The organism is Burkholderia sp. MSMB617WGS (assembly GCF_001532025.2).
In the GTDB taxonomy this organism is placed as follows: domain Bacteria; phylum Pseudomonadota; class Gammaproteobacteria; order Burkholderiales; family Burkholderiaceae; genus Burkholderia; species Burkholderia savannae.
The window spans coordinates 140,048-165,272 of sequence record NZ_CP013458.1 but is presented as its reverse complement, the minus strand read 5'-3'; the positions used below and the strand labels follow the sequence as shown (position 1 = coordinate 165,272).

Sequence of the window (25,225 nt, the reverse complement as noted above, 5' to 3'; positions counted from 1 at the left end):
GACGAATTGCTGCACGACGCGCTGCGTACCCGGTCTTTCGAAGAAATCAAGGCGCGTACCGTCGAAGCGGTCCGAAAGCAGCCATCCGACACGCGGGAACGCTGGCTATTGTTTCAGTTGCTTTGCATCGACGGCGCATGGGATCGCGCGCTCAAGCAACTGCAGACCTGGGCTCAACTCGAACCGCAGGGCGAGGCGCGTGCGCAACTGCATCGCGGCTTGATCCGATGCGAAATGTTCCGGGCCGACGTGTTTGCGGGCAAGCGAACGCCGGGGTTCATCGACGCGCAGCCCGCCTGGGTCGATACGCTCCTCGAAGCCAATGCGAAGCTCGGCGCAGGCGACGTCGCAGCCGCCGATGCGCTGCGCGAGGCCGCGTTCGATTCCGCACCCGTCACCTGCGGGGAAAGCGCCGAAATGGGCCGCTTCGCATGGCTGACCGACAGCGACTCGCGTCTCGGTCCGATCTTCGAAATAGCGGTTGCGGGCGGCTATCGGTGGATTCCGTTCGAACAGCTGAAGTCGATCACGTTTGCGCCCGCCGGTACGCTGACCGACCTGGTCTGGCGTCCGGTCACGGCACTCATGCTCGATGCCACGGTTCTCCGCGGCTATGCGCCGACCCGCTATCCGGGATCGGAAAGCGGCACGACCGCAATCCGTCTGGCCAGCGAGACGACCTGGAGCGACATCGGCATCACCAACGTCGTCGCTCTCGGACAAAGAACGTGGACCACCGACCAGGGCGACTGGGGCATGCTCCAGATCGGCGGATGCCGCTTCACGGGCGAAGGCGACGATGCGGCATCCTGAAGGACGGCATCGGGCCGCATACCTTCCCTCGCTGCTCGACCGGCTGCAAGACGACGCGCCGCATTCCTTCAGCGAATCGCCCGACGCCTATGCGCCGAGCGCCGACGAAATGCGTCGCATCGTCCAGCGAGATCTGAGCCTGTTGCTCAACACGAGCAATCTGGACGACGAGGTGGATGCCGGCCGCTATCCGCTCGTTTCGGCGTCTGTCGTCAACTACGGCGTGCCGCCGTTGTCGGGCAGCTACCTGCACGACCGGAACCGGGAAGCGATCGATCGCCTCGTGCGCGCAGCGATCGTCCATTTCGAGCCGCGCCTCATCGCGGACTCCCTGGCGATCAGGCCGCTCGCAGCGCGACAGGGTGCCAGCTACAACAAATTGACGTTCGAAATCAGCGCGCTCGTGCAATGGTCGCCGTATCCGCTGGAGTTGCGCATCCAGAGCACATTCGACCTCGAGTCGAATCGAGTCACGCTCGACAAGACCACGCTCAACGGAAAATGATATGGACCCGCAGTTTCTCGATCATTACAACCGCGAATTGACCTACATGCGGGAGTTGTCCGCGGAATTCGCGGCGCAACACCCGAAGATCGCACGCCGGCTCGGCATGCAAGGCATCGAAGTGGCGGACCCATACGTGGAACGACTCATCGAGGCGTTCTGCTTCATGTCCGCACGCACGCAACTCAAGCTCGAGGCCGAGTTTCCTCGCTTCACGCAACGCCTGCTCGAAGTCACCTATCCGAATTACGTTGCGCCGACGCCGTCGATGGCTGTCGCGCGCCTGCGTCCAAGCTTGCGGGAGGGCGATTTCAGCAAGGGGTTCAAGGTTCCGCGTCACAGCATGCTGCGCTCGTCGATCCCGCCCGGCGAGCAGACCGCATGCGAATTCCGCACCGGCCAGGACATCACGCTCTGGCCTATCGAGATCGCCGGCGCGACGCTGACCGCCGTGCCGCCCGATCTTCCCGATCTTCAGCGCAGCCTGCTGCCGCACACGAGGCTGCGCGGCGCGCTCCGGCTGCGCGTGCGCACCGTCGGCGAAATCAAGTTTTCGCAAATTACGGGACTCGATCGCCTCTCGCTGTATATCGGCGGCGACGAACGCATCGCCTCCCATCTCTTTGAATTGATTCACGCGAGCAGCGTCGCGTCGGTCGTGCGCGCGCAGGGCGCCGCGCGCGGCGAAGGCGTCGTCGTTGCGAAGAACGCGGTCGATTTCGAGGGCTTGTCGCCCGATCAAAGCTTGTTGCCGCTCGTATGGAACACGTTCCATGGGCACAATCTGCTGCACGAATACTTCACCTGCCGTCAGCGCTTCTATTTCTTCGCGCTGACGCAATTGAACGCCGGCTTGTCGCGCGTCGACGGAAAGGAAGCCGAAATCGTGCTGTTGCTCGATCGCTTGCCTGACGAGCTCGTCACGCACGTCGAGGCCGCGCGCTTTCTCCTATTCTGCGCACCCATCGTCAATCTGTTCCCGAAGCGAACCGACCGTGTGGAAATCAATCGCGCCCAAACGGCTTTCCACCTGATACCGGACCGCACCCGCCCGCTCGATTATGAAGTGTTCTCGGTATCGCGCGTGTTCGGGCAAAAAGCCGAAACGTCGACGGAAGTCACCTTCAATCCGCTCTATCAGACGCTGCATAGCGACATCGGCAATTACGGCCGGTATTTCTCGATTCTGCGCGAACCCAGAACGACGTCGACCAACGCGCGCAAGTATGGAACGCGCACGCCATACGTCGGAACGGAAGTCTACGTGTCGCTCGTCGACCAAGCCGAAGCGCCGTACGCCGACGACATTCGTTACCTGTCCGTCGACGCATGGGTCACCAACCGCGACCTTCCCCGATTGATCCCGCGCAATGGCGTCAACGATCTGACGATGCAAGACTCCGTACCGATCGAAGGCGTGAGCCTGGTTCACCCGCCGAGCGCGCCGCGCGAGCCATACGCGACAGGTGAAACCGCATGGCGCCTGATTCGCCAGCTCAGCTTCAACTACATGCCGCTTGCCGAGCTCGACCACCGCGACGGCGGGCAAGCGTTGCGCAACATGTTGCGCCTCTTCGTCGGCACGAGCGAACGCGAGCAGGCCACGCAGATCGACAGTCTGGTCGGCGCGCGCACGGAGCCGGTCGTCCGGCGTCTGCCCGGTCACGGATTACTGGTTTACGGGCGCGGCGTCCGATGCGAACTGACCGTCGACGAAAGCGGCTTCTCGGGGTTGAGCCCATACCTGTTCGGTCTCGTGCTCGAGCAGTACCTCACGCGCCACGTCTCGATCAATGTTTTCACTGAGACTGAGCTTCGCTCGATGCAACGTGGTCTTGTCACGCGATGGAAACCGCGAATGGGCGGAAGGGGCGCGGTATGACGGCTCAGCCGCCCGCCACCCAGCCCGTCGACGCCCGCTCGCCGCTGCATCCGGATGCACTGCGGGCATGGTTCGATCCGCAAGCGCCGTGGCGCGCCGGCTTCCTGAGCCTGTTGCGCGCAATCGCCGCGCGCGATGCGCGAATGCCTCTGCCCGGAACCGCGTGTCTTCCGAGGGAAGAGCCGTTTCGCATCGGACAACGTCCGTCGATGGCCTTCGCGCCGCGCGAGATCGCATCGCTCGACGTGCAGCGCGGTCGTCTCGACATTCAGCTGTTCGGTCTCGGCCTGTGGGGGCCGCAAGGGCCGTTGCCGCTTCACATGACCGAGCTCGCGTACAACCGCGCCGAGAGCTATCAGGATCACGCGATCGCGCATTTCTCCAATCTCTTTCACCACCGCGCGCTCGCGTTGTTCTATCGCGCGTGGGCGTCGTCACAAGCAACCGTATCGCTCGATCGCGCCGAGCGCGAAACGTTCTCGTTCTATATCGGCAGCCTGATGGGCACCGATCCCGAAGAAGCCGCGCGCACGCACCCGCCCACGCACGCGCGATACGCCGCATGCGCGCATCTCGTCCGCGAGGCGCGCAATCCGGACGGAGTGGCCGCTACGCTGTCGCATTACTTCGGCGTGCCGATCGTCGTCGACGAGTACGTCTTCCACTGGATCCGGATTGCGGAGCCTGAGCGTTGCCTGCTTGGCGCGCGCGCCGCATCGACCGTCATGGGCGAGGGCGCGCTGCTCGGCGACATGGTTCCCGATTGTCAGCACAAGTTCCGGCTGGTCATCGGTCCGCTCGATCTCGACCAATATCTTCGCCTGACGCCGCACGGCAACGATCTGCCTACCCTGGTCGATTGGGTGCGCGCCTTCATCGGCCACGAATACGACTGGGAGATCAAGCTGCTCGTCAAGCCGCGCGCCGCACCGCCCGCACGCACGGACACCACGCACCGTCTCGGCTATTCGACCTGGCTCGGCGAATCGAGGGACGGCAAGCCGGTCGTGGGCATGGTGTTCGAGCCGGAAAAATACTGTTCCTGATCTGGAGATTGCTCCTCGATGAATGCCACCATATCCGCTGCAACGCTGCGCTACGCAGATCTTCTCGCGCCCGTTTCGCAGGACGCGCCCTGCGGGCCGGACCTCGAATACGATCCGGCGTTCGTGATGCTGCAATCCGCGATCGCACCGAAGAAAGACGCGCAATATGGCGAGTTCGTCGAAGCGCCTCAGCCCGCAAACTGGGCGGAGGCCGAACGCGATTGCCGCGCGCTGCTGCTGCGCACGAAGGACATTCGGCTCGTCGTGATCCTGACGCGATGCAGAATCCGGCAGAGCGGCGCGGAGGGGCTGCGCGACGGCCTCGCGCTACTCAACGAGATGCTCGCACGTTACGGCGAAGCGCTACACCCTGTCCCGTTCTTCGAAGGCGAACGCGATCCCGTGGTCTATGCGAATGCGATCGCAACGTTCGCTGACCCCGATGCAACGCTTGCGGATATCCGGGAAATTCAGTTGCCCAAGGCAAGCGGCCTGCAGTTGCAGCTGCGCGACATCGAGAAGGCGCTCGCGGTGACGCGCGTGAAAGACGCACTCGCGCCCGAATCGGCCAGCCGGCTACTCAAGGAATGGTGGAACCGGCGCGACAAGACGATCGTCGCGCTCGCCGAAGCCCAGCGCATCGTGGCTGATTTGAGCGCCTCGACCCGTGAATCGCTCGGCGAGGACGCGCCCGACCTGTCCGGTATCGCGAAACTGCTGTATCCGTTTGCACAGGCGCAACTGGAATCGCCGTATTCGGCGAACGCCGCTCAACCGCAAGGCGATGCGAAGCCGGCGAACGGCGACGCCGCGCATTCGCGCGCCGCCGATACGTTCGGCCCGGCAGGCGATGCCGGCACGCAAGCGCCCACTGCATCGCCGATCGCAAGCCCGCAACCGCCAATGGATCGCTGGGGCGCGCTGGCGGCCATTCAGGCGACGCGCCTTTGGTTCGAGCAGAACGAGCCGAGCAGCCCGGTGATCGTGCTGCTGCGCCAGTCGGAGCGGATGGTCGGCAAGCGCTTTTCGGAAATCGCCAATGCGATTCCCGCCGAACTGCTCGCGCGGTGGGATGCGGTCGACGTGTAAGTCGGCAGCCAGACCTGTCGGCTTTGCTTCCCCCTCTTCCAGGCTTGTTCTCGTTCACTGCATGAAAACATCACTCTCGGCACTTTTTCTCTTCGTCACGATTCTTGCCTCCTCTTCCGAGGCATTCGCAACTTGCCGCGTTCTCAGCGATAAAAATATCGAAGACATCCAGAACAACGGAAGAGACGCAAGAAAACACACGACGTACAACGTCTCCTTTGGTTCAACGACTATCGACGTCGATCCCGATCTTGCGATCGGCGAGATCATCGCCGAAGGCAAGAGCGAATCCTACAACGCGTTCGCGTTCATCTGGTGCACGGTACCGTCCGGCACGATCAACTTCGATCTGACATCGTCGTCTACGGAAATAGCGGATCACGTTTTTCAAACCAATGTTCCGGGAGTCGGGTTCCGTCTCACTCAAGTTCGCGTAGTCGGCAGCCCGCCCGAATCGCATTTGCCCTATAAGAACCCTTGGAGCGATGTAAAGGACAACTATATCTCGATGCCGCCGGGAGCCATATTTCGAGTTCAACTGATCAAGACGAGCAACGATATTCCGAGTTTCTCGGAAGTTCAACTCAGCGGGAATATCGGCCGCGTCTCGGGCGACGATGGTCAAGCGGTCATCAGCATCATGGGCCGTAACGTATTCCTTCGGGTGCTCCCTAGCTGCCAAGTCGACAGCAGGACGCTCAACGTCGACTTCGGCCAATTCGGCCCGCGTGACATCAAAGATGGGGAGGGCCCGACGAAACCGGTGCAATTCAAAGTGCTTTGTTCCGGGCCGACGCCTCCCGAGTCGATCGTCGCCACATTGCAGGCGACCCCGGACAGCGACGACCCGAGCCTGATCCAGAACACGGGCGCGCAGCACCTGGGAATCCGTCTGCGCGACAGGGCGACCCAATACATCCTGAAGCCGAACGATCCCAACAGCGGGTTCCCAGTCAAGCCCGATGCTCCAATGGAACACAGTTTCGATCTCGAGGCGACCGTGCTGCGCACCGGTACTCAAGCACCCACTGCGGGGAAGATCGACGCAACCTCCGTTATCACGCTCACCATTCTCTGACATCAGCAATAAGCAGACACGACACCATGGACCAGTCAATTTTTGTCCAAATGGCGAGCTATCGAGATCCTCAACTGATCCCGACGCTGGTCGATTTGATCGAACGAGCGGTTCGCCCGGAAGCATTGCGTATCGTCGTGTGCCGACAATACACGTTGCATGAAACCGTCGGAGAATTTTTTGCGCACGGCTTTTCGCAATGGCGCACCGACACGAGCGGTCGATATCCGATCCACACACTGACTTATGCCGGCGCATCGATCGAACTCATCGACGTACCTCACCACGAATCACAAGGCGCCTGTTGGGCGCGCAACCTGATTCAGCAACATTACAACGACGAGCGCTACACGCTGCAGCTGGACTCGCATCATTGTTTCGTGGACGGATGGGATGACCAAGTGATCGAGATGATCGAATCGCTCCGTCCGTTCAGCCGAAAGCCGGTTCTCACCGCCTATCTGCCGGGTTACCAGCCCGACAAACCGCGCGAAACGGTCGTCACCCCTCACGAGGCGCCGCGGATCATGTATTTGCACCGTTTCACCCCGGAAGGCATCGTGTTGTTTCGCTCGAAAGCCATTCCGAACTGGGAGAAGAGGCGACATCCCGTTCCGGCGCGCTTCTACAGCGCGCATTTCGCATTCGCCGACGGGCATTTCTCGACGGCGGTGCAACACGATCCCCACCTGTTCTTCCTCGGCGAGGAAATCTCCATTGCGGCACGCGCGTTTACGCATGGATACGACCTGTATCATCCGCATCGCGTGATCGCATGGCATGAGTACTCGCGCAAGGAACGCCCAAGGTTCTGGCAAGACCATACTGCCGAAACCATGGCCAATGGAACGGTCAAGCAGAACTGGGAGGAACTGGATTTTCGCTCGCTCGCGCGCACCCGCGCGCTACTCGGCGTCGACGGCACACCGCGCAACGGCATCGAATTCGAACCGTACGACTTCGGCACGGCACGCACGCTCCGCGATTACGAAGCTTACGCCGGCGTCAGCTTCGCGCATCGCGGCGTTCAGCAAGCGCTCATCGATGGACTCATACCCGAGCACGGCGCGACCGCTTACGCATCCGAGGAGGAATGGAAAGCGACGCTCAAACGGGCACACGACATTCGTACTTGGGCGCACCAAAGCCGGTTCAGCGACGTCTTGCCACGACTCCATCGCTGTGAAATATCCGCACGCGATACGGACGAATTCCCCTTGCATACCGAGACGATTGATGCAGGCGAATTCCGCCGACATCAATCGCATGAATGGTTCGATCGGCACCTAGTATTCACGACCGAACTGAATCGGCTCCCGGCGGATTACTTGATCGACTTCTTCGATGCCTCCGGTCAGTTGCTTCGACGGATCAAGCGATCGATCCGAGCATGACGCCGTGTGCCGACCCGCCGGCGGGCGGGTCAGCGGCACCGCGCGCCCCGTCGGATTGCACGCGATCAGCGGATTGGACACGTAACGATACGGGCTCGTCCCAGCTTCCGCGGCACGATCGGGGCTCAAATAGCGGCCGGCGTCGGGATCGTAGTATCGTGTCCCGTTCAGATGCAAACCGATTTCGTCATCCGCGTAATGTCCTGCGAACCGTAGCGGCTGGCGAACCTGGGGCTGCAGCGCGGTCGGCGGAGCCAACGTACCCCACGCCTTATAGCGGCCGCTCCACGCGAGCACGCCCGCTTCGTCGGTCAGCGTAACGGCGGTACCTGCAGAATCCGTCTGATAGTGGTACACGCGCATCGGTTCAAGCGTGCCGTCTTCGTTGCGCTTCTGGTCCGCGCACGCCAGCGGCGCATAGCCGACGAGGCCGTCGTCGGCCGGCTGATACAGATAGGTCCGGACCGCTGCCTGCGTCGATTCCTGCAACAGGCGCTCGCCTTCCCAGACATAACGCGTGTCGACCGTACGCGGCTCCGAGCGGAGCGGATCTGTCCGCAAGTGCTCGACGCACTTGCGGACACGGCGCCCCAGCGCGTCATATCGCAACCGCACGCACACCTGCCGCCCACGGACTTCCATCAGCCTGCCGTCGGCGTCCCACGTGAATGACTGCTCGTCCGCCGCGCCCTGCTTGCCGGTCACGTTGCCCCACACATCGTATTCGTAGCGATAGCCGCGGCATTCGCGCAGACGGTGATCGGGATAGACGACGGCCTCCCATCCGACACGCGGCGTTTCGAGCAGATTCCCTGCTGCGTCCCACGTAAAATATTCGATACCGAGCTCGTCCGACACCGACCTGAGCAAGCAGCCGCGACGGTCATAATCGTAGTACGTCCGTCCGTCGAAGCGATCGTCCGCCTGAACGAGATTGCCGGCGACGCTGTACCGGAATTCGCGCCAACGTTCGACTTCGCCCGCCCGCATTTCGTTGTCGGGCGTCCGGATAACCGTCATCGCGAACCAGCGCTCGAGCGAGGACGTCGGCGTGAAAACCGAACGCAAGTACAGCTCGCCCTGAGAACGCAATACTTGTCTCCCCAGCTCGTCATAACGTAACGCGGCAATCCCGCGATTCTCGCTGCCGCTCGCCAAACCAATCAACACGACGCGCCCGGCATCGTCGCGCTCGAGCTTCACGACATGCCCGTGCGCCAGAATCACGGCGCCGGGCCTGCCCGCCTCGTCGCGTTCATGGCGAAGCGTACCGCTCGCTCCGTGCTCCGCCGTCAGTCGTCCTGACTGATCGTATTCGAAACGGATCGTATCCGGCTCGACGCCGATCGCTTCGCCCGCGTCGGTCGGCAGGCAGCCGACGGTCTCGAGCCACCCCTTGCTGGTATAAGCGTAGCGATAGCGCGCATGCTCGGTCTCGCGGCCGATCAGGCGACCCGCCGAGTCATGTGCAAACGATTCGAGACGAGTCGACGAACCGGCATTGGTCGTGATCTGCTGGAGGCAGCCGGCCATCGTATAGTCGAACGTGCGTGTTACGCCATCCGCATCGATGATCGACGTCAACCGGCCGATCGGGTCCCACGCCAGCATCTGCACCGCGCCGTTCCCGCTCACGGTCCGGATTCTGCGGCCGTGCGCATCGTATTCGTGTGCAGTCACGTTCCCCTCCTCGTCGGTCGCGCGCACAACGCAGCCGTGCTGGTCGCGATGCCAATATCTGGTCTGGCCGTCGGGCCCCGTCAACAGGGTCGCTTGCCCGCCTGCGTTCCAGACCAGGCGCTCGCAGCGGCCATCGGGCAAAGTCACGGTCAGCGGACGCCCGAGCAAGTCGGGCTCGATCTTCGTCGTTCCACCGAGCGGATCGACGATTTCGACGACATGGCCATTTTCGTCGCGGCGGTAGATCGTCGCGCCACCGTGCGCTTCAACCTGGCGGATCACGCACGCCCATCGGTCGTATTCGACGGTGACCGCGCCATGCTGCCCGGATGCATATGTGTGAATCTCGCCGTCTTCGTGCTCCGCGTAAGCAATTTGCGTGGCCCCTCGCGACGGTGATTGCCGATAAACGGGGCGCAGCAGATCGTCATACCGCCACAGCCACAGCTGACCATTACTCGTGCGAATCGTGATCGGCTCGCGCGTCGCGAACGCATAGATCGTCGAGCGCTCGCGATCGAGCGAATCGATTTCTCGCGTGATGCGGCCGAGGTTGTCGAATGTCATGCGAACTCGACGATCGCCCGGCAATTCAAGCTCGGTCGGCCACCCGGCGCCGTCATAGCCGAACGCATGGCGGCGGCCGTCGAAATCGACATATGCCAGCACGAGCCCATGATCTCCGAACTGCCAATGAGCCGTGTGACCAAACACGTCGGTTGCCTGGCTGTCAGGCTCGTCGAAATTGTATGTGCAGCGCTCATGGGCGCCGCGGCATGTCATTCGCTCGACCACTCGTGGCGTGCCGTCGATCGTCTGCCATGCATAACGGGTGGTTTGTCCGAGCGAGCCAACCTCTTCGACGATCCGATCGTTCTCGTATGCGAAGCGGCGCACGACGTCGCCGATACGATTACGCACGCTGGTCAAGCGGCCATCGTCGTCGTAGCCGTACCGGACAAGAAAACCGGTCGGGCCTCCGTCGACACACTCGATGCCGGTCAGTCGGGAGCCGTTGCGATCATAGTGCATCTTCAGTTCGTGACCGCATGTACCTCGCATGCGCTGCAGGCGGCCGTGCGTATCCCAGATGCAACCGATCCGCTCCTTGCGAAGATTTTCCATGTACTTCAACCGCGCGACGCCCTCCTCGTCGAATTCACCGAACACGCGGTAGTGCGGCGTGAGGTCGGCAACGACCATTCGCCCATCGGACAAATGCGCGAAGTGCAGTTGCTCGGACGACACGATGATCTGTGCGCCGCAGCGCGGCATCGGCAGCGTCAAAATGCGGCCCTGATCGTCGGTATAGATCAGCCGCTCTCCGTCTCGGCGCAGCGTGACCTCCCATCCGGTGCGCCAGCCGCAACCGAGCGGCCCCGATTCCTTCAGTGCGCTCGAGTAAAAGCGCGCCCATGAGATGGGCAACCGGCCGGGCAAAGTGAAGTCGATTTCATCGTCCGCGAGGCAAACCTTGTTGCCCGACTTCATGTCGACGGAGCGGCACAGCAGCCCGGACAGCGCACGCTCGACGCCATGGCGCGCCCCCCAGTTCCCCGGCTGATGCCGATAGCGACCGATTGCCGGAGCGACGCCCACCGATTCCATCAAGTTGCCTTCGAGACCAGCCAGCACGCCGGCCAACCCTCCAATACCACTCATGTCAGCGCCCCCTTCACGAGCCGATAAAGACGTCGCCCGATCCCGAGACGACTGGCGCGCCACATGAGGTCACGCTGGCGACGAATGCCGCAGGCAGGTTGTTGATGAATACCGTTCCCGATCCCGCAGCAATCGCCTGCGCGGACGCGTGCAGCGCGCATACGGCAACGCTGCCCGCTACGTACGCGGCCGAAATCCCGTTCGTGAAGACGTCGCCGGAGCCGGTGACGATCGCGCCGCCGTGGCCGATCGCGTCGCCTACTCGGGCAGCTGGATTGCTCATATTCGTAAATCTCCTGCAGGAATGAGAATGACAAGTGCATTCGTGCGCTGCGCTTGCATGAAGCGCAGCCATAACTCGATTACGCCCACGACTCGCCCGGTTCCTCGGTCGGAGGCGGCTCTTCGGTTGGAGGCGGTTCCTCGGTTGGAGGCGGCTCTTCGGTCGGAGGCGGCTCCTCAGTCGGAGGCGGCTCCTCGGTCGGAGGCGGCTCTTCGGTCGGAGGCGGTTCCTCGGTCGGAGGCGGCTCTTCGGTTGGAGGCGGCTCTTCAGTCGGAGGCGGTTCCTCAGTCGGAGGCGGTTCCTCGGTCGGAGGCGGCTCTTCGGTCGGAGGCGGTTCCTCAGTTGGAGGCGGCTCTTCGGTCGGAGGCGGTTCCTCAGTTGGAGGCGGTTCCTCGGTCGGAGGCGGCTCTTCGGTCGGAGGCGGCTCTTCGGTCGGAGGCGGTTCCTCAGTTGGAGGCGGCTCTTCGGTCGGAGGCGGTTCCTCAGTTGGAGGCGGTTCCTCGGTCGGAGGCGGCTCTTCGGTTGGAGGCGGTTCCTCGGTCGGAGGCGGCTCCTCAGTCGGAGGCGGCTCCTCAGTCGGAGGCGGCTCTTCGGTCGGAGGCGGTTCCTCGGTCGGAGGCGGCTCTTCAGTCGGCGGGGGCGCTTCGCTTGGCGGCGGCACCTCCGTCGGCGGCGGTGGCGGCGGCGGAAGAATCGGCTTCGTGATATCGAGGAAAAACGACGGCACCGGAATCGGCGGAATCGCGCCGCCGCCACCGCCTCCTCCGCCTCCGCCGCAGCAATCCGAATCGCCCGGATTCAGTTGCAGCGGCGCGCCTTGCACGACGACTTCATCGCTACCGATGATGCGAATCTTCGTGCCGACGAGCTTGATGGTGCCATCGGCCGTCATGGTGAGCGAAGACGCGCCGCAGACGATCGACAACACGCCGCCGACTGTCAGCGCATACGCACCGCCGACGTTACGCGCGTATGCGCCCCCAACGGAAACGGACGATGCGCCGCCCACCGCGACAGCATGCGCCCCACCGACGTTCAACGCATACGCACCGCCGATCATCGTCGATTCCGCGCCGCCCACCGCGTAGCTCGCGGCTCCGCCGACGATGCTGCTGAACATGGCGCCCACCGCTCGCGTATGGGTCAGCCCGACGCCGATCGAAAAATTCTTGCCGATCGTGTGCGACTCGTCATTCTTCGTCAGGCGGTTCATGTCCTTTTCCGCCTGCATGTGGAATTCCTCGGCGCCCAGCTTGTCCTCGAAACGGATGCCGTTGTAGTTCTCGCGGCCACCCGTGATCGACTTGCTCTTGAACCCGCTCTTCGTCGCGTCGCCGGGCAGATCCCAAGGCGGCGGCGTAATGGTGTTGTAGAGACTGCCGAGAATCAGCGGCCGGTCAGGATCGCCGTTCATGAATCCGACGATCACTTCCTGACCGATCCGCGGAATGTAGATGCCGCCGAAATTCACGCCCGCCCACGCCTGACTCACGCGCACCCAGCAGGAATCCGTTGCGTCGTTGCGTGCGTAGCGATCCCACAGAAATCGGATCTTCACGCGGCCGAATTCGTCGGTCCATAGCTCATGGCCGGGCGGTCCGACCACGATCGCGGACTGCGGCCCGCTCGTCGTCGGCTTCGGCGTTTCGCGCGGCATCCGAAACACCTCGTTCGACGGCTGCACGACCAATTCGTTGTCGCATTCGTAGCGGTAACCGCTGCCCGTTTCGTCCGCAACCTCGGTCAACATCAATGCCGATTCGATGACGAGATACTCGCGGTTCGCGTCGTCGTGCTTGTGCTTCGACAACACGAACGTATGGCCGCATGCGAGACCGCGCACATTGCCCCGGCCGTATGCGCGCGACCCGGTAGCGCGGCGCTCCTCCATGCGCACGCGGCTAATGAGGTCACCATGTTTGCTATCGGTGTAGTCGCCCGGCCATTCGAACAGCTCGCCTTCCCCCCAGTTCGTTTCCCGCGGCTGGTGATTGGACGTCACGAGGCTCGCGAGCGGACGCGTGAAATCGAAGTCGTCGATCACGACGCGGCCCGGCCGCAACGCTTCGTCCGTCGAAAAATAGTTGATGTACTCGATGTCGATCTTCCCGCCTTCGGGATGATGCGCGATCTCGTGATAGGCCTCGCTCGGCGCTTTGCGATGCCCGCCGATGTGATCGCACAAGACGAGGCGATGCTTGTTGTCCGAATGCTCGAAGAACCAATAGATCCCCCACTCCTCCATCAATCGCTGGATGAAGTCGAAATCGGTTTCACCGTATTGCACCTGGAACGCACGCGGCTCGTTTCGGGCGCTCTCGCCCGCCACCGAATACTTGTCGATGTCGAGCCGCTTCTCGACCGGGTAAGGGTAGTCGTGCAAGACCATGTCGATGATCTCGACGGCGCTCTTGTCCTGAAAAATCTTGTAGTCGCTCGTCAACGTCGCGAGCCACAGCCAGGGCCGCAGCTCGATACGATAGACGTTGTAGCGCCCTTCGCCGCGAAGGAAGCCCGCCTTGACCACGAGACCGCTGATTTCGCGCGCTCCCGCGCCAACGCCCCCTTGCGCGCCCGTTCCGATTCCGTCGAGCTGAATGCCGACGGTCATCTCCGTGCCGATCATCGCCTTCAGGTCGAGATTCGCGCTCGTGGCCAGCGGAACGTGGAAATCGTCAGGCGTTCGCAGGAGCAGTTCGTACGTGTAGAGCTTTCCGAGGTGCTCTTCACCGCGCAACGACAGGAACTCGAGCGCCGGCTGACCGAGCAGCCGCGGCATCGCGCCGCTGCGGATCATCACCGTGCGGTTCTGATTCGTCCGTCCCTTCGAAAGATGGTTTGACATGCAGTCTTCTAGCTCCCACTTACCTAAAAACAAATGTCCGGACCGAGGCGCGCGTCCGCACCGATGCGTCGCCCGCTGCCGAACCGATTCGATGCACCGTTCAAGATTCGATTCCGCCTACGCTCGACGGATGTCTGATGCGCACACGAGCGCGTCTGAGCAGCACGTCGACGAGCAGATTCGCGCCGATGCTCAACGCGGCGTCGACCAGATGGTCCGCAGCCAGATCGAGATCGATCGACACGCGGGCGTCGACCACCTTCCGTCCGAACTCGACCACGCATCGCATGCAGTAGACCGCCCGCGGCCCGGGTATCTCGTCACCCGCTCCGGGCGGATCGATCGCGGCCACCCGCCCGACGGGCGTCGCGTGGGCGCCGAGCCATTCGCCAAGGACGCCGGCGATCGTCGCGAGGTTGCCGCAGCTGCTCAACGCGGCCACCATTTCGCCGTCGACGTCCGGCATGCGCCACGCGGCGATCCATAACGCTCGCGCAAGCTTTCTCGAATGGGGCTGCCGACGAAACGCGACGATCTCGCGATACTCGCGAATTCGCGTGCGCAGTGTCGTGCAGTTCGACGCGATTGCCCGCTCGAGCGCCTGCGTGGAGAATTCGTGGCGGCTCGGGAGCTTGTCAAACGTGTAGGTGTAGATGTCGGCGTTTCGTATGTTCATGAATGTGTGCAAACGTCATGAAAACCCTGCTCTGCTTCACAGCGGAATGCTCCGTGCATCCCGCTTTCGCGCCGCCGGCCACCCCGCGCGCTCGGCATCGCGGCTCCGCGACGATGCGCACCGCCCACGCACGCGCGGCCGATGGCGCGCTTCGCGCCGCATCGGCTCAACTGATGCTCCCCGGGCAGCGGAAATTCGTCAGCAAGCCGCTCGTCAACGGATTCATCTGAGCGTTCGTTCTGAGTTCGAGGGCCGCGCGCCGGCCGTCGAAATCAAAATCCAGCATCAACCGGCTCGCCGATGTGGTACCCGTCAACCGTCCGCGCTCGATCAGGCGAAACAGCGCCCAGGGCCCCGTCGTTGCGATCGTCGACGTATCGGGCCGAATCCGCGGCTTCGCGGTGATTTCCGCAATCGCGCCGCCGCGCGGGCCGGGCCAGCCCACCGAGAACGGCAGGACCGGACCGTGCACATAGCGCTGCGACTGGCCGTCGACGTCGACGATCAGCTCTGTGATCTCGGGGTCGATCGACGCCACCTTCGCGTCCATCTTCCACGCCATCCGCTTTGCGCCTTGTTCGCGAAAGAACACGTCGCGAATCGCGGCGGCACGCTCAAACGGCTCGAGGCTCGGCCCCCGAATCGGCGGCATGCCGGGATTCAGCGCCTTATAGCGCCACGGCTTGGAGTTGGTGTCGACGTGCGCCGCAAGCGCCTTCTGAAAAAACTCGTCGAACAGGCCGCCCGCGGCGAAGAGGCGGTTGAAATCCTCGATGTCGACTTCCTGATTGCTCCGCGCGAACGGATACTTGCCTTCGACGGTGGCGCGGCACGCCTTGCCGACGCTCGAATCCACCTGCATCGCGAGCAGCGAACCCGCTTCGCGCCCGACTTTGTCGGCCGCTTGCGCCGCGATGCCGCCCAGCACCGTTCGCAGCGGCGCGGGCAGCTTCTCCGCCTCCATTTGCAACGTGGTGCCGATGTCCAGCGCGGGCGGCATGCTCTGCGAGGAGAGCGCGTTGTCGGCCACGACGAGGCGCGTGTACTGTTCGTTGATCAGCGTGAGGATTGCGTCGAGCTGCAGCGCCTTGCCGCCCGGCGAAATCGGCGCGTCCGTCATGGTCGGGCCGCTTCCCGTATCCGCCTGCCCCGTCACCACCTCGCGCAGCGCCGCGAAGCGGTTGTCCACCAGTTCCTTCTCGAGGCGCTGTTCCGGCCGCCGCGCCGCGAGTTTCCGCGCGCCGTCGGCAACTTCCTTCGCCGCGCCGGATCGTCGCCCGAGGGCCGAAAGCGCCGTGTCGGCCAGCGACGCATCTTCCCGTGCATCGACGACCGACAACGATGTTTCGCGAACGACGGCGCGCGCCAGTCTCACGAGCGGCGAATCGGGCGCGGCGAGCGCGCGCAGCGTCGCCAAATCGAATGCGAGCGTGCCGCCCGCGCCGTCTTCGCCGAACGACGCGGGCCGAATGTCCGCCAGATACTGCTGCCAATAGTTGCCGTAATCCGTCAGGTACTGGCGGCGAATGTCGTCGGCCAGCGACGACCGCCCTGCGACGACCTTCGCGTTGCGGATCGCGTCGTCCCACCGCGCGGCGGAGCCGGCGCTCTCCATCACCCATGCATCGTCGCTTTGCGCTTGGGCGAGAAATTCGGGCAGCCGGGCGCTGAACACCTGATGGTAGCCATCGTACGTGTACAAGCCGGGCACGCCACGCTGGAATCGCGAGCCGTCGACGAGCCTGAAGATCCCCGCACCCTGAAGCCCGACCGCGCGCGCGAGCGTGAAGTTCTCCGGCGCCTCGTTCTCGATCGCGGCCATCGCGCGCTCGTATAGCCGCCTCGGCGCCGGATTCGCGTTGAGAAAAAGCCGGGCGCGCTGAACGAGCGCCGCGTTCTGGCGTCCGCTCGGCTCGAACGGCTTGCCGTCGACGAACAGCGCATCCAGGTGCCGCGCCATCAAATTGCGTCCGCCCATCTCGGCCGCGCTGTCCGACCGCTCCCAGTCGCGCATGACCCAATCCTTCACCGCCTTCGCGTCATGGCGCGCGGCGTCGTCGAGCATCAAGTAGATCGTCAGCGTGCGATAGACCTCGTCCGCATTCTTCGCATCGATCTGCGCACTCAGCACATTCTCGACGCGCCGCACGATCTGCGGCAGGAGAATCCGGCGCAACAGGCTCCGATAGGTCGCGTCGGACGCGTCGACGATGCCGGGCGCGACGTACAGGCCGTAGCGGAAACCCGCGCCGGGCGCATCGAGATCGAGATCCCGGTATCGCGGAAGATCGCGGGAACCGTCCAGCACCCCCGCAACCGCTGCCGGCTTCGGCACCTTGTTGTAGGCGTCGACTCGTGCGGCGAGGGCGGTCGTCTTCTCCGAAATCGCGTCGAGATAACCGCGATTGTTGTCGAAGCTCACCGCAAGCGAACTCGCCAGCCAAACGAACAGCGCCACGGCGAGCAAATGTCCCGCCCAGCGCATCAGGCGAAAGCGCACCTCCCACGTTACGTTCGGCCGAACCAGATGCGCCTCCGGCACGATCACGTGCTGGAACACATCGCGCAGAAAGTAGCTGCGGCTGCCGGTCGTCGCTCCATGGCCGCGGGCCTGCCCGCCTGCGTCGCCGCCGAGCATTCTGCCGAGCTGGCGCTTCAAGCGCTGCAGGATGGTTTCGCGATCGGCGGCCACCACCTGGTCCGTCTGCTCGGCGCTCGTGAAATAGACGCCGCGCAGCGTATTCTGCAACTGGGCGTCGTCGTAACGCGAATCGAGAAACACGAGGCCGAGCATTTCCGTCAACGCCGCCGACAAGCTCCTGAATTCCTGCGGCAACGCATACAGCCTCTTGCGGCGATCGTTTTCGTATTCCTCGAGCAGCCGGTTATTCAGCCCGGCGTCGATACGCCTCTCCAGTCGTTTCATTTCATCGACGCAATGCTCGCGCAGAACGCCGGTCGCGCTCTTCCCGCTGTCCGCGTCATAGGGCAGCGTGAACCCCCAGATCTGCGTTCGCCCCTCGGCCGTCAACGACTGGAAATACTCGGGAAAGCCCGGCAGCAAATCGAGCTTCGTGACGATCACGTATACGGGAAAGCGAATGCCCAGTTCCTGATGCAACTCGCCGAGGCGGGTGCGCAGCGCGGCCGCATGCGCGGTGCGCTCGGCCTGCGTCCGTGCGACGAGATCCTCGACGCTGACCGACAGGACCACGCCGTTGACGGGCGCACGCGGCCGATGTTTGCGAAGCAAACCGAGAAAGCTCTTCCACTCTGCTTCGTTGGCGGCCGTCGCCTGCTCGTCGCCGGGCACGTCGTGCCGGACGTAACGGCCCGCCGTGTCGATCAGCACGGCCTCGTTGGCGAACCACCATTCGCAATTGACGGTGCCGCCGCGCGCGCGTTCTGACGACGCCTCCATTTGATCCGCGAGCGGAAATTTCAGACCGGAACGCGCGATCGCCGCGGTCTTGCCCGCACCCGGCGCGCCGACCACCATGTACCACGGCAATTCATACAGATAGCGCCCGCTTTCGAGCAAGCGCCGCCAGCCGAGCGCGCCGCCGCGCAGGCGCTTCAACTGACCCATCGCCTTCGACACCGCCACGTTCACGGCACGGATTTCCGCTCGCCCCGCCGTGTCGGCCTTGCCCGCCGCCGGATCGAGAATGCGCTTGAGCAACGCGTCGTTCGTCCGCACCGCCAGCCACAGGCGGTAGAGGCCATACGCGGCGTAACAGAAAAGAATCACGGCGACGATCAGCACGCGCACCCATACCGGGGCGAACGGGTGACGATCGCCGAACGCGAAGAGCGGCCCGGCCTGCCAGATCAACAGGCACACCGCGGCGACGCCGACGGGGCTGAGCGGCCACCGCATCAGCCGGAACGCCAGGAGCGCCGCCAGCAGGACGATGACGGCGACGCGCACCACGACGCCCGCAAGGGGGCGCAACTCGTCGAACGCGAGCAAAGGGCCGACGAACCATACGGCGGCGGAGACGAACAGCACCGCGATGCACGCGAGCATCTGCCACGAAAAGACGAACTTAAAAAAACGTTTCAGGTAAGACATGCCGGACTCCTGCGTTACAGCGTGACCGCGATTTCAACGCGCCGGTTGCGGGATCGGCCGGCAGGCGTCGCGTTATCCGCAACGGGCTGCGCGTCGCCCCGGCCTTCCGAGCGGATACGATCGGCCGGCGTGCCTCGCTGAACCAGGATTCGCGCAACGTAAGCCGCGCGCTTTTCCGACAGCACGAGATTGTTCGGGACATCGGCGCGCCGAATCGGCTGGTTGTCGGTGTGCCCCGTGACCGTGACCTTGCCGCCGACGCGCGCGACTTCCTGCGCAACCTTGTCGAGAATCGGCTCGATCTCGGGAAGCACGCGGCTCTCGCCGGAACGGAACATCGAGTCTCCCCTGAAGATCACGACGCTGCGCCTATCGTCTTCGTCGACAGTCAATAGGCCGCGCGCGATCTCGTTCTTGAGCAACACCGACAGGCGCAAGCGCTGCGCGGGCGCCGTTGGCTCGCCCTTCGCGATCGCCAGAATGCGGGCTTCGAGCGCGTTGCGTTCGGTGAGCAGCCGATACTGATAGAACGCGAAGAAACCGAACAGCAACAGAAACACGAACGCACTCGTCGCCCACGCAGGCACGCTGCGCAACAGCGCAAGCTTGCCGGGCTCGGCGCCGCGCCAATGCGGCGACAATTCCGGCTGAAGCGCGTCGCGCGCGCCGGTAATGAGCGTCCACAGACGCTGGCGAATCTGTTCGAGATGCCGCCGGCCGTCCGCGACGACGCTGTAGCGCCCCTCGAACCCGAGACCTAGCACGCGATAGAGAATTTCCAGAATGTCGACGTACTCCTGAGGATCGGTCGCCATGCGCCCGATCAGCAGGAAGAACTTCTCGCCGCCGTCGACCTCGCCTTCGTACGTGATGAGCAAGCTTTGCGAAGCCCACACGCCGCCGCCGCCCCAGCGCGTGCGATTGGCCGCCTCATCCAGCGCCGTGCACAGGCAATAACGCACGACCGCCATGTGCTTCCAGGGCAGATCGGCCTTTTCGCACAAGTTCTGGAACAAGGCCACCTCGCGCACGAGAAGCGTGCGAAGGCTCGCGACGGCTTCGGACGTGTCGAGCGTCGCCGGCATGTCGGCCAGCATCCTCAGCAAGGGATTCCCTGCTTCGAGGAGCGGATTCGCGGCCGCGCGAACTTCGTCGAGACGATGTTGAACGTTGACCGACGCAGCCGTCCCGTCGCGCACCGGCTCCGCAGCAGCCGCCTTCGGCGCGGATCGCGCGCGATCCGCGGCGGCGCTCGCACCGCCTTCGTCCGACGTGAGGAAATCGAACGCGGCTTCGTCAAAGGCGCCCGAGCTCATTTGTGACGCACTCCCCAAAGTTCGAGCTTGAGTTCAGGGAAATGGCCCGCGATGTGCATCGCGAGTCCGCCTTGCTGCGCAATTTGTTCCCAGAACGGCCCCGTGCGGGAAAGCTCGTAATAGATATAGCTGGAGTTGAATGGAATCTGCCGCGGAGGCACCGGCAACGGAATCATCGTCATGCCCGGCAGATGAGAGCGGATAAGCTCCGGCAGCCGCTGCGGATGGCTGATCTTCGTTTGAGATGCGAACTGTTGCTGCAATACGTCCGGAGACATTTGCGCGCCGACCGCGAGCACGAGACTCGAATAGCCCGCAAGCTCGGACGGCAGCATCGTGGCCACGCGAATGCCGTGCGGCTGCTCGGTGAGCGGAATCGGCTGAGCGCCGCGAATCAGAACCTGGTTCAACAGGTAATGCACTTCGTCGACCAGCGGACGAATGCTCGCGTACAGCTGCGCATGATCGTAGCCGGGCGTCGGCCGCGGCCGGCGCGTTTGCGGACGCACGAACGTCGACAGTTCGCCCGCCAGCATCGACAGCTCGCGATAGAGCGTCACGGGCGGCATCTCGCGAATCCTGCAGATGTGTTCGAGCAGCGGCTCATACCGGTTCAGCACCTGCAGCAACAGGTAATCCGCCACTTCAGCCGCCGCGCCCGCGCGGCCGTCGCTGCCGGACAGACGTGTCGCGAGCGCGTCGGCGCGCAGTTTCGCGAGGCCGTGCAACTGGGTCGCCCATTCGCGCAGCAGCGGGCTGGCCCCATACTGGCTGACCGGCGGGATGTGATCGCCGTCGTAGAGCGCGACCGAACCGTCCGCGTGCAGCGTCTTCACGCGCGTCAACGCGATGCCGATCCAGGATTGGGTCAGCTCCTTTTCAGGCATCAGCCGAAGCCGCATGTTCGCGAGCTGCACGGGCTTGGGCCCCTGGCCGATCGCATTGCTGTCGCGCAATTCGATCTCGAACGCCGAATAGCGCGCAAGCGATCCCGCCTGTTCACCGAACGCGGTTTCCTCCGTATTCGGCAAACGCAGCGGCACCGCGAGATAGATCACCTGGTCCTGATGCTCGGGAGCGATCGTCAAGGGCGGCGGCGGCGGCGTGTGCCCCGGCACATCGAACGGCGTTCCGTCGGGAAATATTCCCGTCCCGCTCTTGAAGACGAGCTTGCCGAACGATAGCGACTCCTGATCGATTTCATAGCGGCTGAATCCCCAGAAAAACGGGCTGAGGGCCGCGGCTCGCTTGTGTGCGAAGTATTCGAAGTAACGTTCCTGTTGCTGAAACAGCTGGGGAAGAAGAAATAGCCCCTCGTTCCACACCACCTTGTTATGCCAACTCATCGCAATCATTCCAATTCTGTAATCGATACGGTCCGCTGCCCGACATCGACGTTCAACTTGACCTTCGCTCTCGGCATGAATGCCCGGTACCATGCGTCCTCCGGAACCGGCCGTAGCTTATGAACCGCCCGCCACACCGATTTGCCGAGTTCTCGATAACCGACCAGCACGCCGATCGACGTCGCTGCGGAATTGGCGCGTCGATGAACGTCTCGGGTGTCGCCCGGGCGCATCACGAATTCATCCACGGCGATCGCGTCGTCGCCCAACACTTTCCGGCTGTCGCTCTGCAGCGTAAAGAAATCGGCGTTTTCAAATGCACCGGCCGATTTCAGTTCGTACAGCCGCACCATCACGGGTGCCGGGCGTTCGTACTCATCCGGGTTTGATCCGTCGCTCACCTTGATCTTCACGGTCAGATCGGCTGATTCCTTGTGTGCCGGCCCGCTGGCACAAGCCGCGAGCGACACGCACACAGCTGCCGCCGCAATCCGCCTGACAGCGGTTCGCCTGGCCGCTTCGCGGCGAAAGAAAAATTGGGAAACCATCTGGATGATCCTGTCGCACCGGGGCAAGCCGCTGTTCGTGGCGCCCGTATCGCGAGCGCCATGGACAGCAGCCTCCGGGCCTCGCCGGTTGCCGACGAGGCCCGTTCCGGATAACCGGCGTTGAGGGTTAAGCCGCGTTCTTCTTGATGTCGAAAGTCGCGGTGATTGCGCCGCCGCTGCCGCCCTGCGCGTTCTGAACGACGTACTCCTGCTTCAGGCGGGAGAACGACAACCGAACGACCTCGCGCGGGCGCGACTCGTCCTTAGCCACGCCGGACGGGCTCACCTGGGTAACGAGCACATCGTTCATCGTGAGCTTGACGTACTCGAGCGGGCTGCCGCCCGCCTTGCGCACCACGAGCCGAGCCTCGTCGATATGCTTGCCGAGCAAGCAGTACTGAACGAGATTCGGGCTCGCGCGATCGATGTAATGTTCGAAGTGCAGATCATCGATCGTCGCCTTGCCCGCGCCGCCCCCCGAACCCAGGTGCATGTTCGATTGCTGACTGACGTTCCACGACCAGCTCAAGACCTCGATTTCACCCTTGTGGGTTGTGTCTTCCGCCTCACCGTCGATACCGTTGATCTTGAGGAAAATGTCGTGCGACATGGCATACTCCTTCTTATTGCGTTAATTTTCAGTACTACTGAGCCAGAGAGATTTAACGAGCGCCTGCCCATCGCTCCGCCGAACAACGGTCATCGCCGTTCGGCTTGCTCTTGCGCCGCCCGGTGGCGTACGCCCGCGACAATGGCGTGCATGACGCGGCCGCGTACGCCCGCCGTCACGATCGTCCGGACGGCATCCGTTACGCCGCTTCCTTGACCGAGGGCAGCTTCGCGACGAGACGCAGCGATACGGTCAACCCTTCCAGCTGGAAGTGCGGACGCAGGAAGAACTTCGCCTGGTAGTAGCCCGGATTGCCTTCCACGTCCTCGACGACCACTTCGGCCGCAGCCAGAGGACGGCGCGCCTTGGTCTCCTGCGACGAATTCGCCGGATCGGCGTCGACATAGTTCATGATCCATTCGTTGAGCCACTGCTGCATGTCCTCGCGCTCCTTGAACGAACCGATCTTGTCGCGCACGATGCACTTCAGGTAATGCGCAAAGCGCGAGCATGCGAACAGGTACGGCAGGCGAGCGGACAAGTTCGCGTTCGCCGTCGCATCCGGGTCGTAGTACTCGGCGGGCTTCTGCAGCGATTGCGCGCCGATGAAGGCCGCGTAGTCCGTGTTCTTGCGATGGATCAGCGGAATGAAACCATTCTTCGCGAGCTCCGCTTCGCGACGATCCGAAATCGCGATTTCGGTCGGGCACTTCATGTCGATGCCGCCGTCGTCCGTCGGGAACGTATGGCAAGGCAGGTTCTCGACGACGCCGCCGCTTTCGACGCCGCGAATCAGCGTGCACCAGCCGTAATGCTTGAACGAGCGGTTGATGTTGACCGCCATTGCGTACGCGGCATTCGCCCATACGTACTTGCGATGATCGGAACCGTCCGTCGATTCCTCGAAATCGAATTCGTCGACGGGATTCGTGCCGATTCCGTACGGCAAACGCGCAAGAAAACGCGGCATCGCCAAACCGACGTAACGCGCATCCTCGGAATTTCGCAGCGAATTCCAGGGCGCATATTCGAGGTTCTGCGTAAAGATCTTGGTCAGGTCGCGCGGATTGGCCAGCTCTTGCCACGAATCCATCTGGAGTACCGACGGCGATGCGCCGGTAATGAACGGCGCATGCGCGGCGGCCGCCACCTTGCCGATCGACGAAAGCAGATCGACGTCCGGCGGCGTGTGATCGAAGTAGTAATCGGCCACGAGACACCCATACGGCTCACCGCCGAGCTGGCCGTATTCTTCTTCGTAGATCTGCTTGAAGAACGGGCTCTGGTCCCAGGCCACGCCTTTGTATCGCTTCATCGTGCGGCGCAGATCGTCCTTCGAGACGTCCATGAAGCGGATCTTGAGTTTCTCGTCCGTCTCGGTGTTCGTCACCAAGTGATGAAGACCGCGCCACGCGCTTTCCAGTTTCTGGAAATCGTCGTGATGCAGGATCAGATTGATCTGCTCGGACAGTTTTCGATCGATCTCGCCGATGATCGCTTCAATGCTCTTGTACGCGTCGTCCGACAACGTCGCCGAATTGGCGAGCGCCTGCTCGGCCAGCGTCTTGACGGCGTGTTCCACCGCCTCGCGCGCCTGCTCGGTCTTCGGTTTGAACTCGCGCGACAGCAGCGCATTGAAGTCCGATTGCGTAGCGATCTGCGCATCGGCGGAGCGCGCCTGAGATTCACGTGCAGCCATTTTCTCTCCTATGAATCGATTCCGGTTTCGGGAATCAGTGCTTTTCCTTCGATTCCCTGCTTTCCGCCTTGTCCGCCGCGGGCTTCGGCGCCTTCGCGAGCGCGCTCAGCAGCGCGGGGTCCTTGAGCACCTTGCTCACGAGGTTCTCCGCGCCCGACTTGCCGTCCATGTAGGTCTGCAGATTCGCAAGCTGCGTGCGCGCGTCCAGCAGTTGCGACAGCGCGTCCACCTTCTTGGCGATCGCCGCGGGGGAAAAGTCGTCCATGCTTTCGAACGTGATGTCGACCATCAACTGGCCGTCGCCCGAAAGCGTATTCGGCACCGAGAACGCCACGCGCGGCTTCATCGCCTTCATGCGCTCGTCAAAATTGTCGATATCGATGTTGAAGAACTTGCGATCGCCGACTGCCGGCAAAGGCTCGATCGGCTTGCCGGACAGGTCTGCAAGCACGCCCATCACGAAAGGAAGCTCGACCTTCTTTTCGGAACCGTAGATCTCGACGTCGTACTCGATCTGGACGCGAGGCGCGCGATTGCGCGCGATAAATTTCTGTGAACTATTGGATATAGCCATATCTTCTCCAGCTTGAAGTCGGAATGAAAATCAACGAACAAGTATTCCTCTGCATTGCCCGCGCAATAGAAATTCGCCGAACGTCACGCCTTCAATTTCCCCTC

At 63.1% G+C, this 25,225-nt stretch carries 18 protein-coding genes; 7 read left to right on the top strand and 11 right to left on the bottom strand.

Going from position 1 to position 25,225, the window contains the following annotated elements:
- Positions 1 to 6: 6 nt before the first annotated feature.
- From WT60_RS20780 to WT60_RS20750, 7 genes are all read left to right on the top strand, one after another.
- A complete protein-coding gene (locus tag WT60_RS20780; RefSeq protein ID WP_059576841.1) occupies positions 7 to 813 on the top strand; it encodes a type VI secretion system accessory protein TagJ in 807 nt (268 codons plus the stop codon).
- Positions 800 to 1,318, top strand: a complete 519-nt coding sequence (gene tssE / locus WT60_RS20775) for a type VI secretion system baseplate subunit TssE (protein WP_038745886.1) — start codon at positions 800 to 802, stop codon at positions 1,316 to 1,318. Before WT60_RS20780 ends, tssE begins: the two co-directional genes overlap by 14 nt.
- A 1-nt stretch (position 1,319) precedes the next feature.
- Positions 1,320 to 3,200 carry a type VI secretion system baseplate subunit TssF gene (gene tssF / locus WT60_RS20770; RefSeq protein ID WP_038745884.1) on the top strand — a complete coding sequence of 627 codons (1,881 nt, stop codon included), beginning with the start codon at positions 1,320 to 1,322 and terminating at the stop codon, positions 3,198 to 3,200.
- Complete coding sequence (gene tssG / locus WT60_RS20765; protein WP_038746270.1) at positions 3,197 to 4,246, top strand: type VI secretion system baseplate subunit TssG; 1,050 nt, start codon at positions 3,197 to 3,199, stop codon at positions 4,244 to 4,246. The genes tssF and tssG overlap by 4 nt, the downstream gene beginning before the upstream one ends.
- An 18-nt stretch (positions 4,247 to 4,264) precedes the next feature.
- Entirely contained in the window at positions 4,265 to 5,335 is a 1,071-nt protein-coding gene (locus WT60_RS20760) for a type VI secretion system ImpA family N-terminal domain-containing protein (RefSeq protein WP_038745882.1), read from the top strand.
- Between the two features lie 61 nt (positions 5,336 to 5,396).
- Positions 5,397 to 6,413, top strand: a complete 1,017-nt coding sequence (locus WT60_RS20755) for a fimbrial protein (RefSeq protein WP_060356169.1) — start codon at positions 5,397 to 5,399, stop codon at positions 6,411 to 6,413.
- 26 nt (positions 6,414 to 6,439) lie between these two features.
- A complete protein-coding gene (locus WT60_RS20750; protein WP_038745878.1) occupies positions 6,440 to 7,807 on the top strand; it encodes a GlcNAc-transferase family protein in 1,368 nt (455 codons plus the stop codon).
- Here the strand turns inward: WT60_RS20750 and WT60_RS20745 are convergent.
- The 11 genes from WT60_RS20745 to tssB all read right to left on the bottom strand — a co-directional run bounded on the left by WT60_RS20745 (position 7,700) and on the right by tssB (position 25,121).
- Positions 7,700 to 11,149 carry an RHS repeat-associated core domain-containing protein gene (locus WT60_RS20745; protein WP_060356170.1) on the bottom strand — a complete coding sequence of 1,150 codons (3,450 nt, stop codon included), beginning with the start codon at positions 11,147 to 11,149 and terminating at the stop codon, positions 7,700 to 7,702. The genes WT60_RS20750 and WT60_RS20745 overlap by 108 nt on opposite strands.
- 13 nt (positions 11,150 to 11,162) lie before the next feature.
- Positions 11,163 to 11,432, bottom strand: coding sequence for a PAAR domain-containing protein (locus WT60_RS20740; RefSeq protein ID WP_038745875.1), 270 nt, complete (start codon positions 11,430 to 11,432; stop codon positions 11,163 to 11,165).
- Between the two features lie 79 nt (positions 11,433 to 11,511).
- On the bottom strand, positions 11,512 to 14,277 hold the full coding sequence (gene tssI, locus WT60_RS20735; RefSeq protein ID WP_038745873.1) for a type VI secretion system tip protein TssI/VgrG: 2,766 nt from the start codon (positions 14,275 to 14,277) through the stop codon (positions 11,512 to 11,514).
- Positions 14,278 to 14,377: 100 nt separating this feature from the next.
- Positions 14,378 to 14,953 carry a hypothetical protein gene (locus WT60_RS20730; protein WP_038745871.1) on the bottom strand — a complete coding sequence of 192 codons (576 nt, stop codon included), beginning with the start codon at positions 14,951 to 14,953 and terminating at the stop codon, positions 14,378 to 14,380.
- A 166-nt stretch (positions 14,954 to 15,119) separates the two neighbouring features.
- Positions 15,120 to 19,028: a type VI secretion system membrane subunit TssM gene (gene tssM, locus WT60_RS20725; protein ID WP_060356171.1), complete on the bottom strand. Its 3,909-nt coding sequence runs from the start codon at positions 19,026 to 19,028 to the stop codon at positions 15,120 to 15,122.
- Between the two features lie 14 nt (positions 19,029 to 19,042).
- Complete coding sequence (tssL, locus tag WT60_RS20720) at positions 19,043 to 20,344, bottom strand: type VI secretion system protein TssL, long form (protein ID WP_060356172.1); 1,302 nt, start codon at positions 20,342 to 20,344, stop codon at positions 19,043 to 19,045.
- Entirely contained in the window at positions 20,341 to 21,690 is a 1,350-nt protein-coding gene (tssK, locus tag WT60_RS20715) for a type VI secretion system baseplate subunit TssK (protein WP_038746267.1), read from the bottom strand. Before tssK ends, tssL begins: the two co-directional genes overlap by 4 nt.
- A gap of 5 nt (positions 21,691 to 21,695) precedes the next feature.
- Positions 21,696 to 22,238 (bottom strand): type VI secretion system lipoprotein TssJ, encoded by a 543-nt coding sequence (gene tssJ / locus WT60_RS20710; protein WP_081989447.1) that lies wholly within the window; start codon positions 22,236 to 22,238, stop codon positions 21,696 to 21,698.
- A gap of 127 nt (positions 22,239 to 22,365) precedes the next feature.
- Complete coding sequence (locus tag WT60_RS20705) at positions 22,366 to 22,848, bottom strand: type VI secretion system tube protein Hcp (RefSeq protein WP_038745865.1); 483 nt, start codon at positions 22,846 to 22,848, stop codon at positions 22,366 to 22,368.
- A gap of 199 nt (positions 22,849 to 23,047) precedes the next feature.
- Positions 23,048 to 24,547: a type VI secretion system contractile sheath large subunit gene (gene tssC / locus WT60_RS20700; RefSeq protein ID WP_038745863.1), complete on the bottom strand. Its 1,500-nt coding sequence runs from the start codon at positions 24,545 to 24,547 to the stop codon at positions 23,048 to 23,050.
- Positions 24,548 to 24,581: 34 nt separating this feature from the next.
- Positions 24,582 to 25,121 (bottom strand): type VI secretion system contractile sheath small subunit, encoded by a 540-nt coding sequence (gene tssB / locus WT60_RS20695; protein WP_038745861.1) that lies wholly within the window; start codon positions 25,119 to 25,121, stop codon positions 24,582 to 24,584.
- Positions 25,122 to 25,225 lie beyond the last annotated feature (104 nt).

Bases quoted from the DNA above. Each gene is read 5' to 3' on its own strand.
- tssE (WP_038745886.1), top strand. From the start codon at position 800: ATGCGGCATCCTGAAGGACGGCATCGGGCCGCATACCTTCCCTCGCTG.
- tssF (WP_038745884.1), top strand. From the start codon at position 1,320: ATGGACCCGCAGTTTCTCGATCATTACAACCGCGAATTGACCTACATG.
- tssG (WP_038746270.1), top strand. From the start codon at position 3,197: ATGACGGCTCAGCCGCCCGCCACCCAGCCCGTCGACGCCCGCTCGCCG.
- WT60_RS20760 (WP_038745882.1), top strand. From the start codon at position 4,265: ATGAATGCCACCATATCCGCTGCAACGCTGCGCTACGCAGATCTTCTC.
- WT60_RS20755 (WP_060356169.1), top strand. From the start codon at position 5,397: ATGAAAACATCACTCTCGGCACTTTTTCTCTTCGTCACGATTCTTGCC.
- WT60_RS20750 (WP_038745878.1), top strand. From the start codon at position 6,440: ATGGACCAGTCAATTTTTGTCCAAATGGCGAGCTATCGAGATCCTCAA.
- WT60_RS20745 (WP_060356170.1), bottom strand. From the start codon at position 11,149: ATGAGTGGTATTGGAGGGTTGGCCGGCGTGCTGGCTGGTCTCGAAGGC.
- WT60_RS20740 (WP_038745875.1), bottom strand. From the start codon at position 11,432: ATGAGCAATCCAGCTGCCCGAGTAGGCGACGCGATCGGCCACGGCGGC.
- tssI (WP_038745873.1), bottom strand. From the start codon at position 14,277: ATGTCAAACCATCTTTCGAAGGGACGGACGAATCAGAACCGCACGGTG.
- WT60_RS20730 (WP_038745871.1), bottom strand. From the start codon at position 14,953: ATGAACATACGAAACGCCGACATCTACACCTACACGTTTGACAAGCTC.
- tssM (WP_060356171.1), bottom strand. From the start codon at position 19,028: ATGTCTTACCTGAAACGTTTTTTTAAGTTCGTCTTTTCGTGGCAGATG.
- tssL (WP_060356172.1), bottom strand. From the start codon at position 20,344: ATGAGCTCGGGCGCCTTTGACGAAGCCGCGTTCGATTTCCTCACGTCG.
- tssK (WP_038746267.1), bottom strand. From the start codon at position 21,690: ATGAGTTGGCATAACAAGGTGGTGTGGAACGAGGGGCTATTTCTTCTT.
- tssJ (WP_081989447.1), bottom strand. From the start codon at position 22,238: ATGGTTTCCCAATTTTTCTTTCGCCGCGAAGCGGCCAGGCGAACCGCT.
- WT60_RS20705 (WP_038745865.1), bottom strand. From the start codon at position 22,848: ATGTCGCACGACATTTTCCTCAAGATCAACGGTATCGACGGTGAGGCG.
- tssC (WP_038745863.1), bottom strand. From the start codon at position 24,547: ATGGCTGCACGTGAATCTCAGGCGCGCTCCGCCGATGCGCAGATCGCT.
- tssB (WP_038745861.1), bottom strand. From the start codon at position 25,121: ATGGCTATATCCAATAGTTCACAGAAATTTATCGCGCGCAATCGCGCG.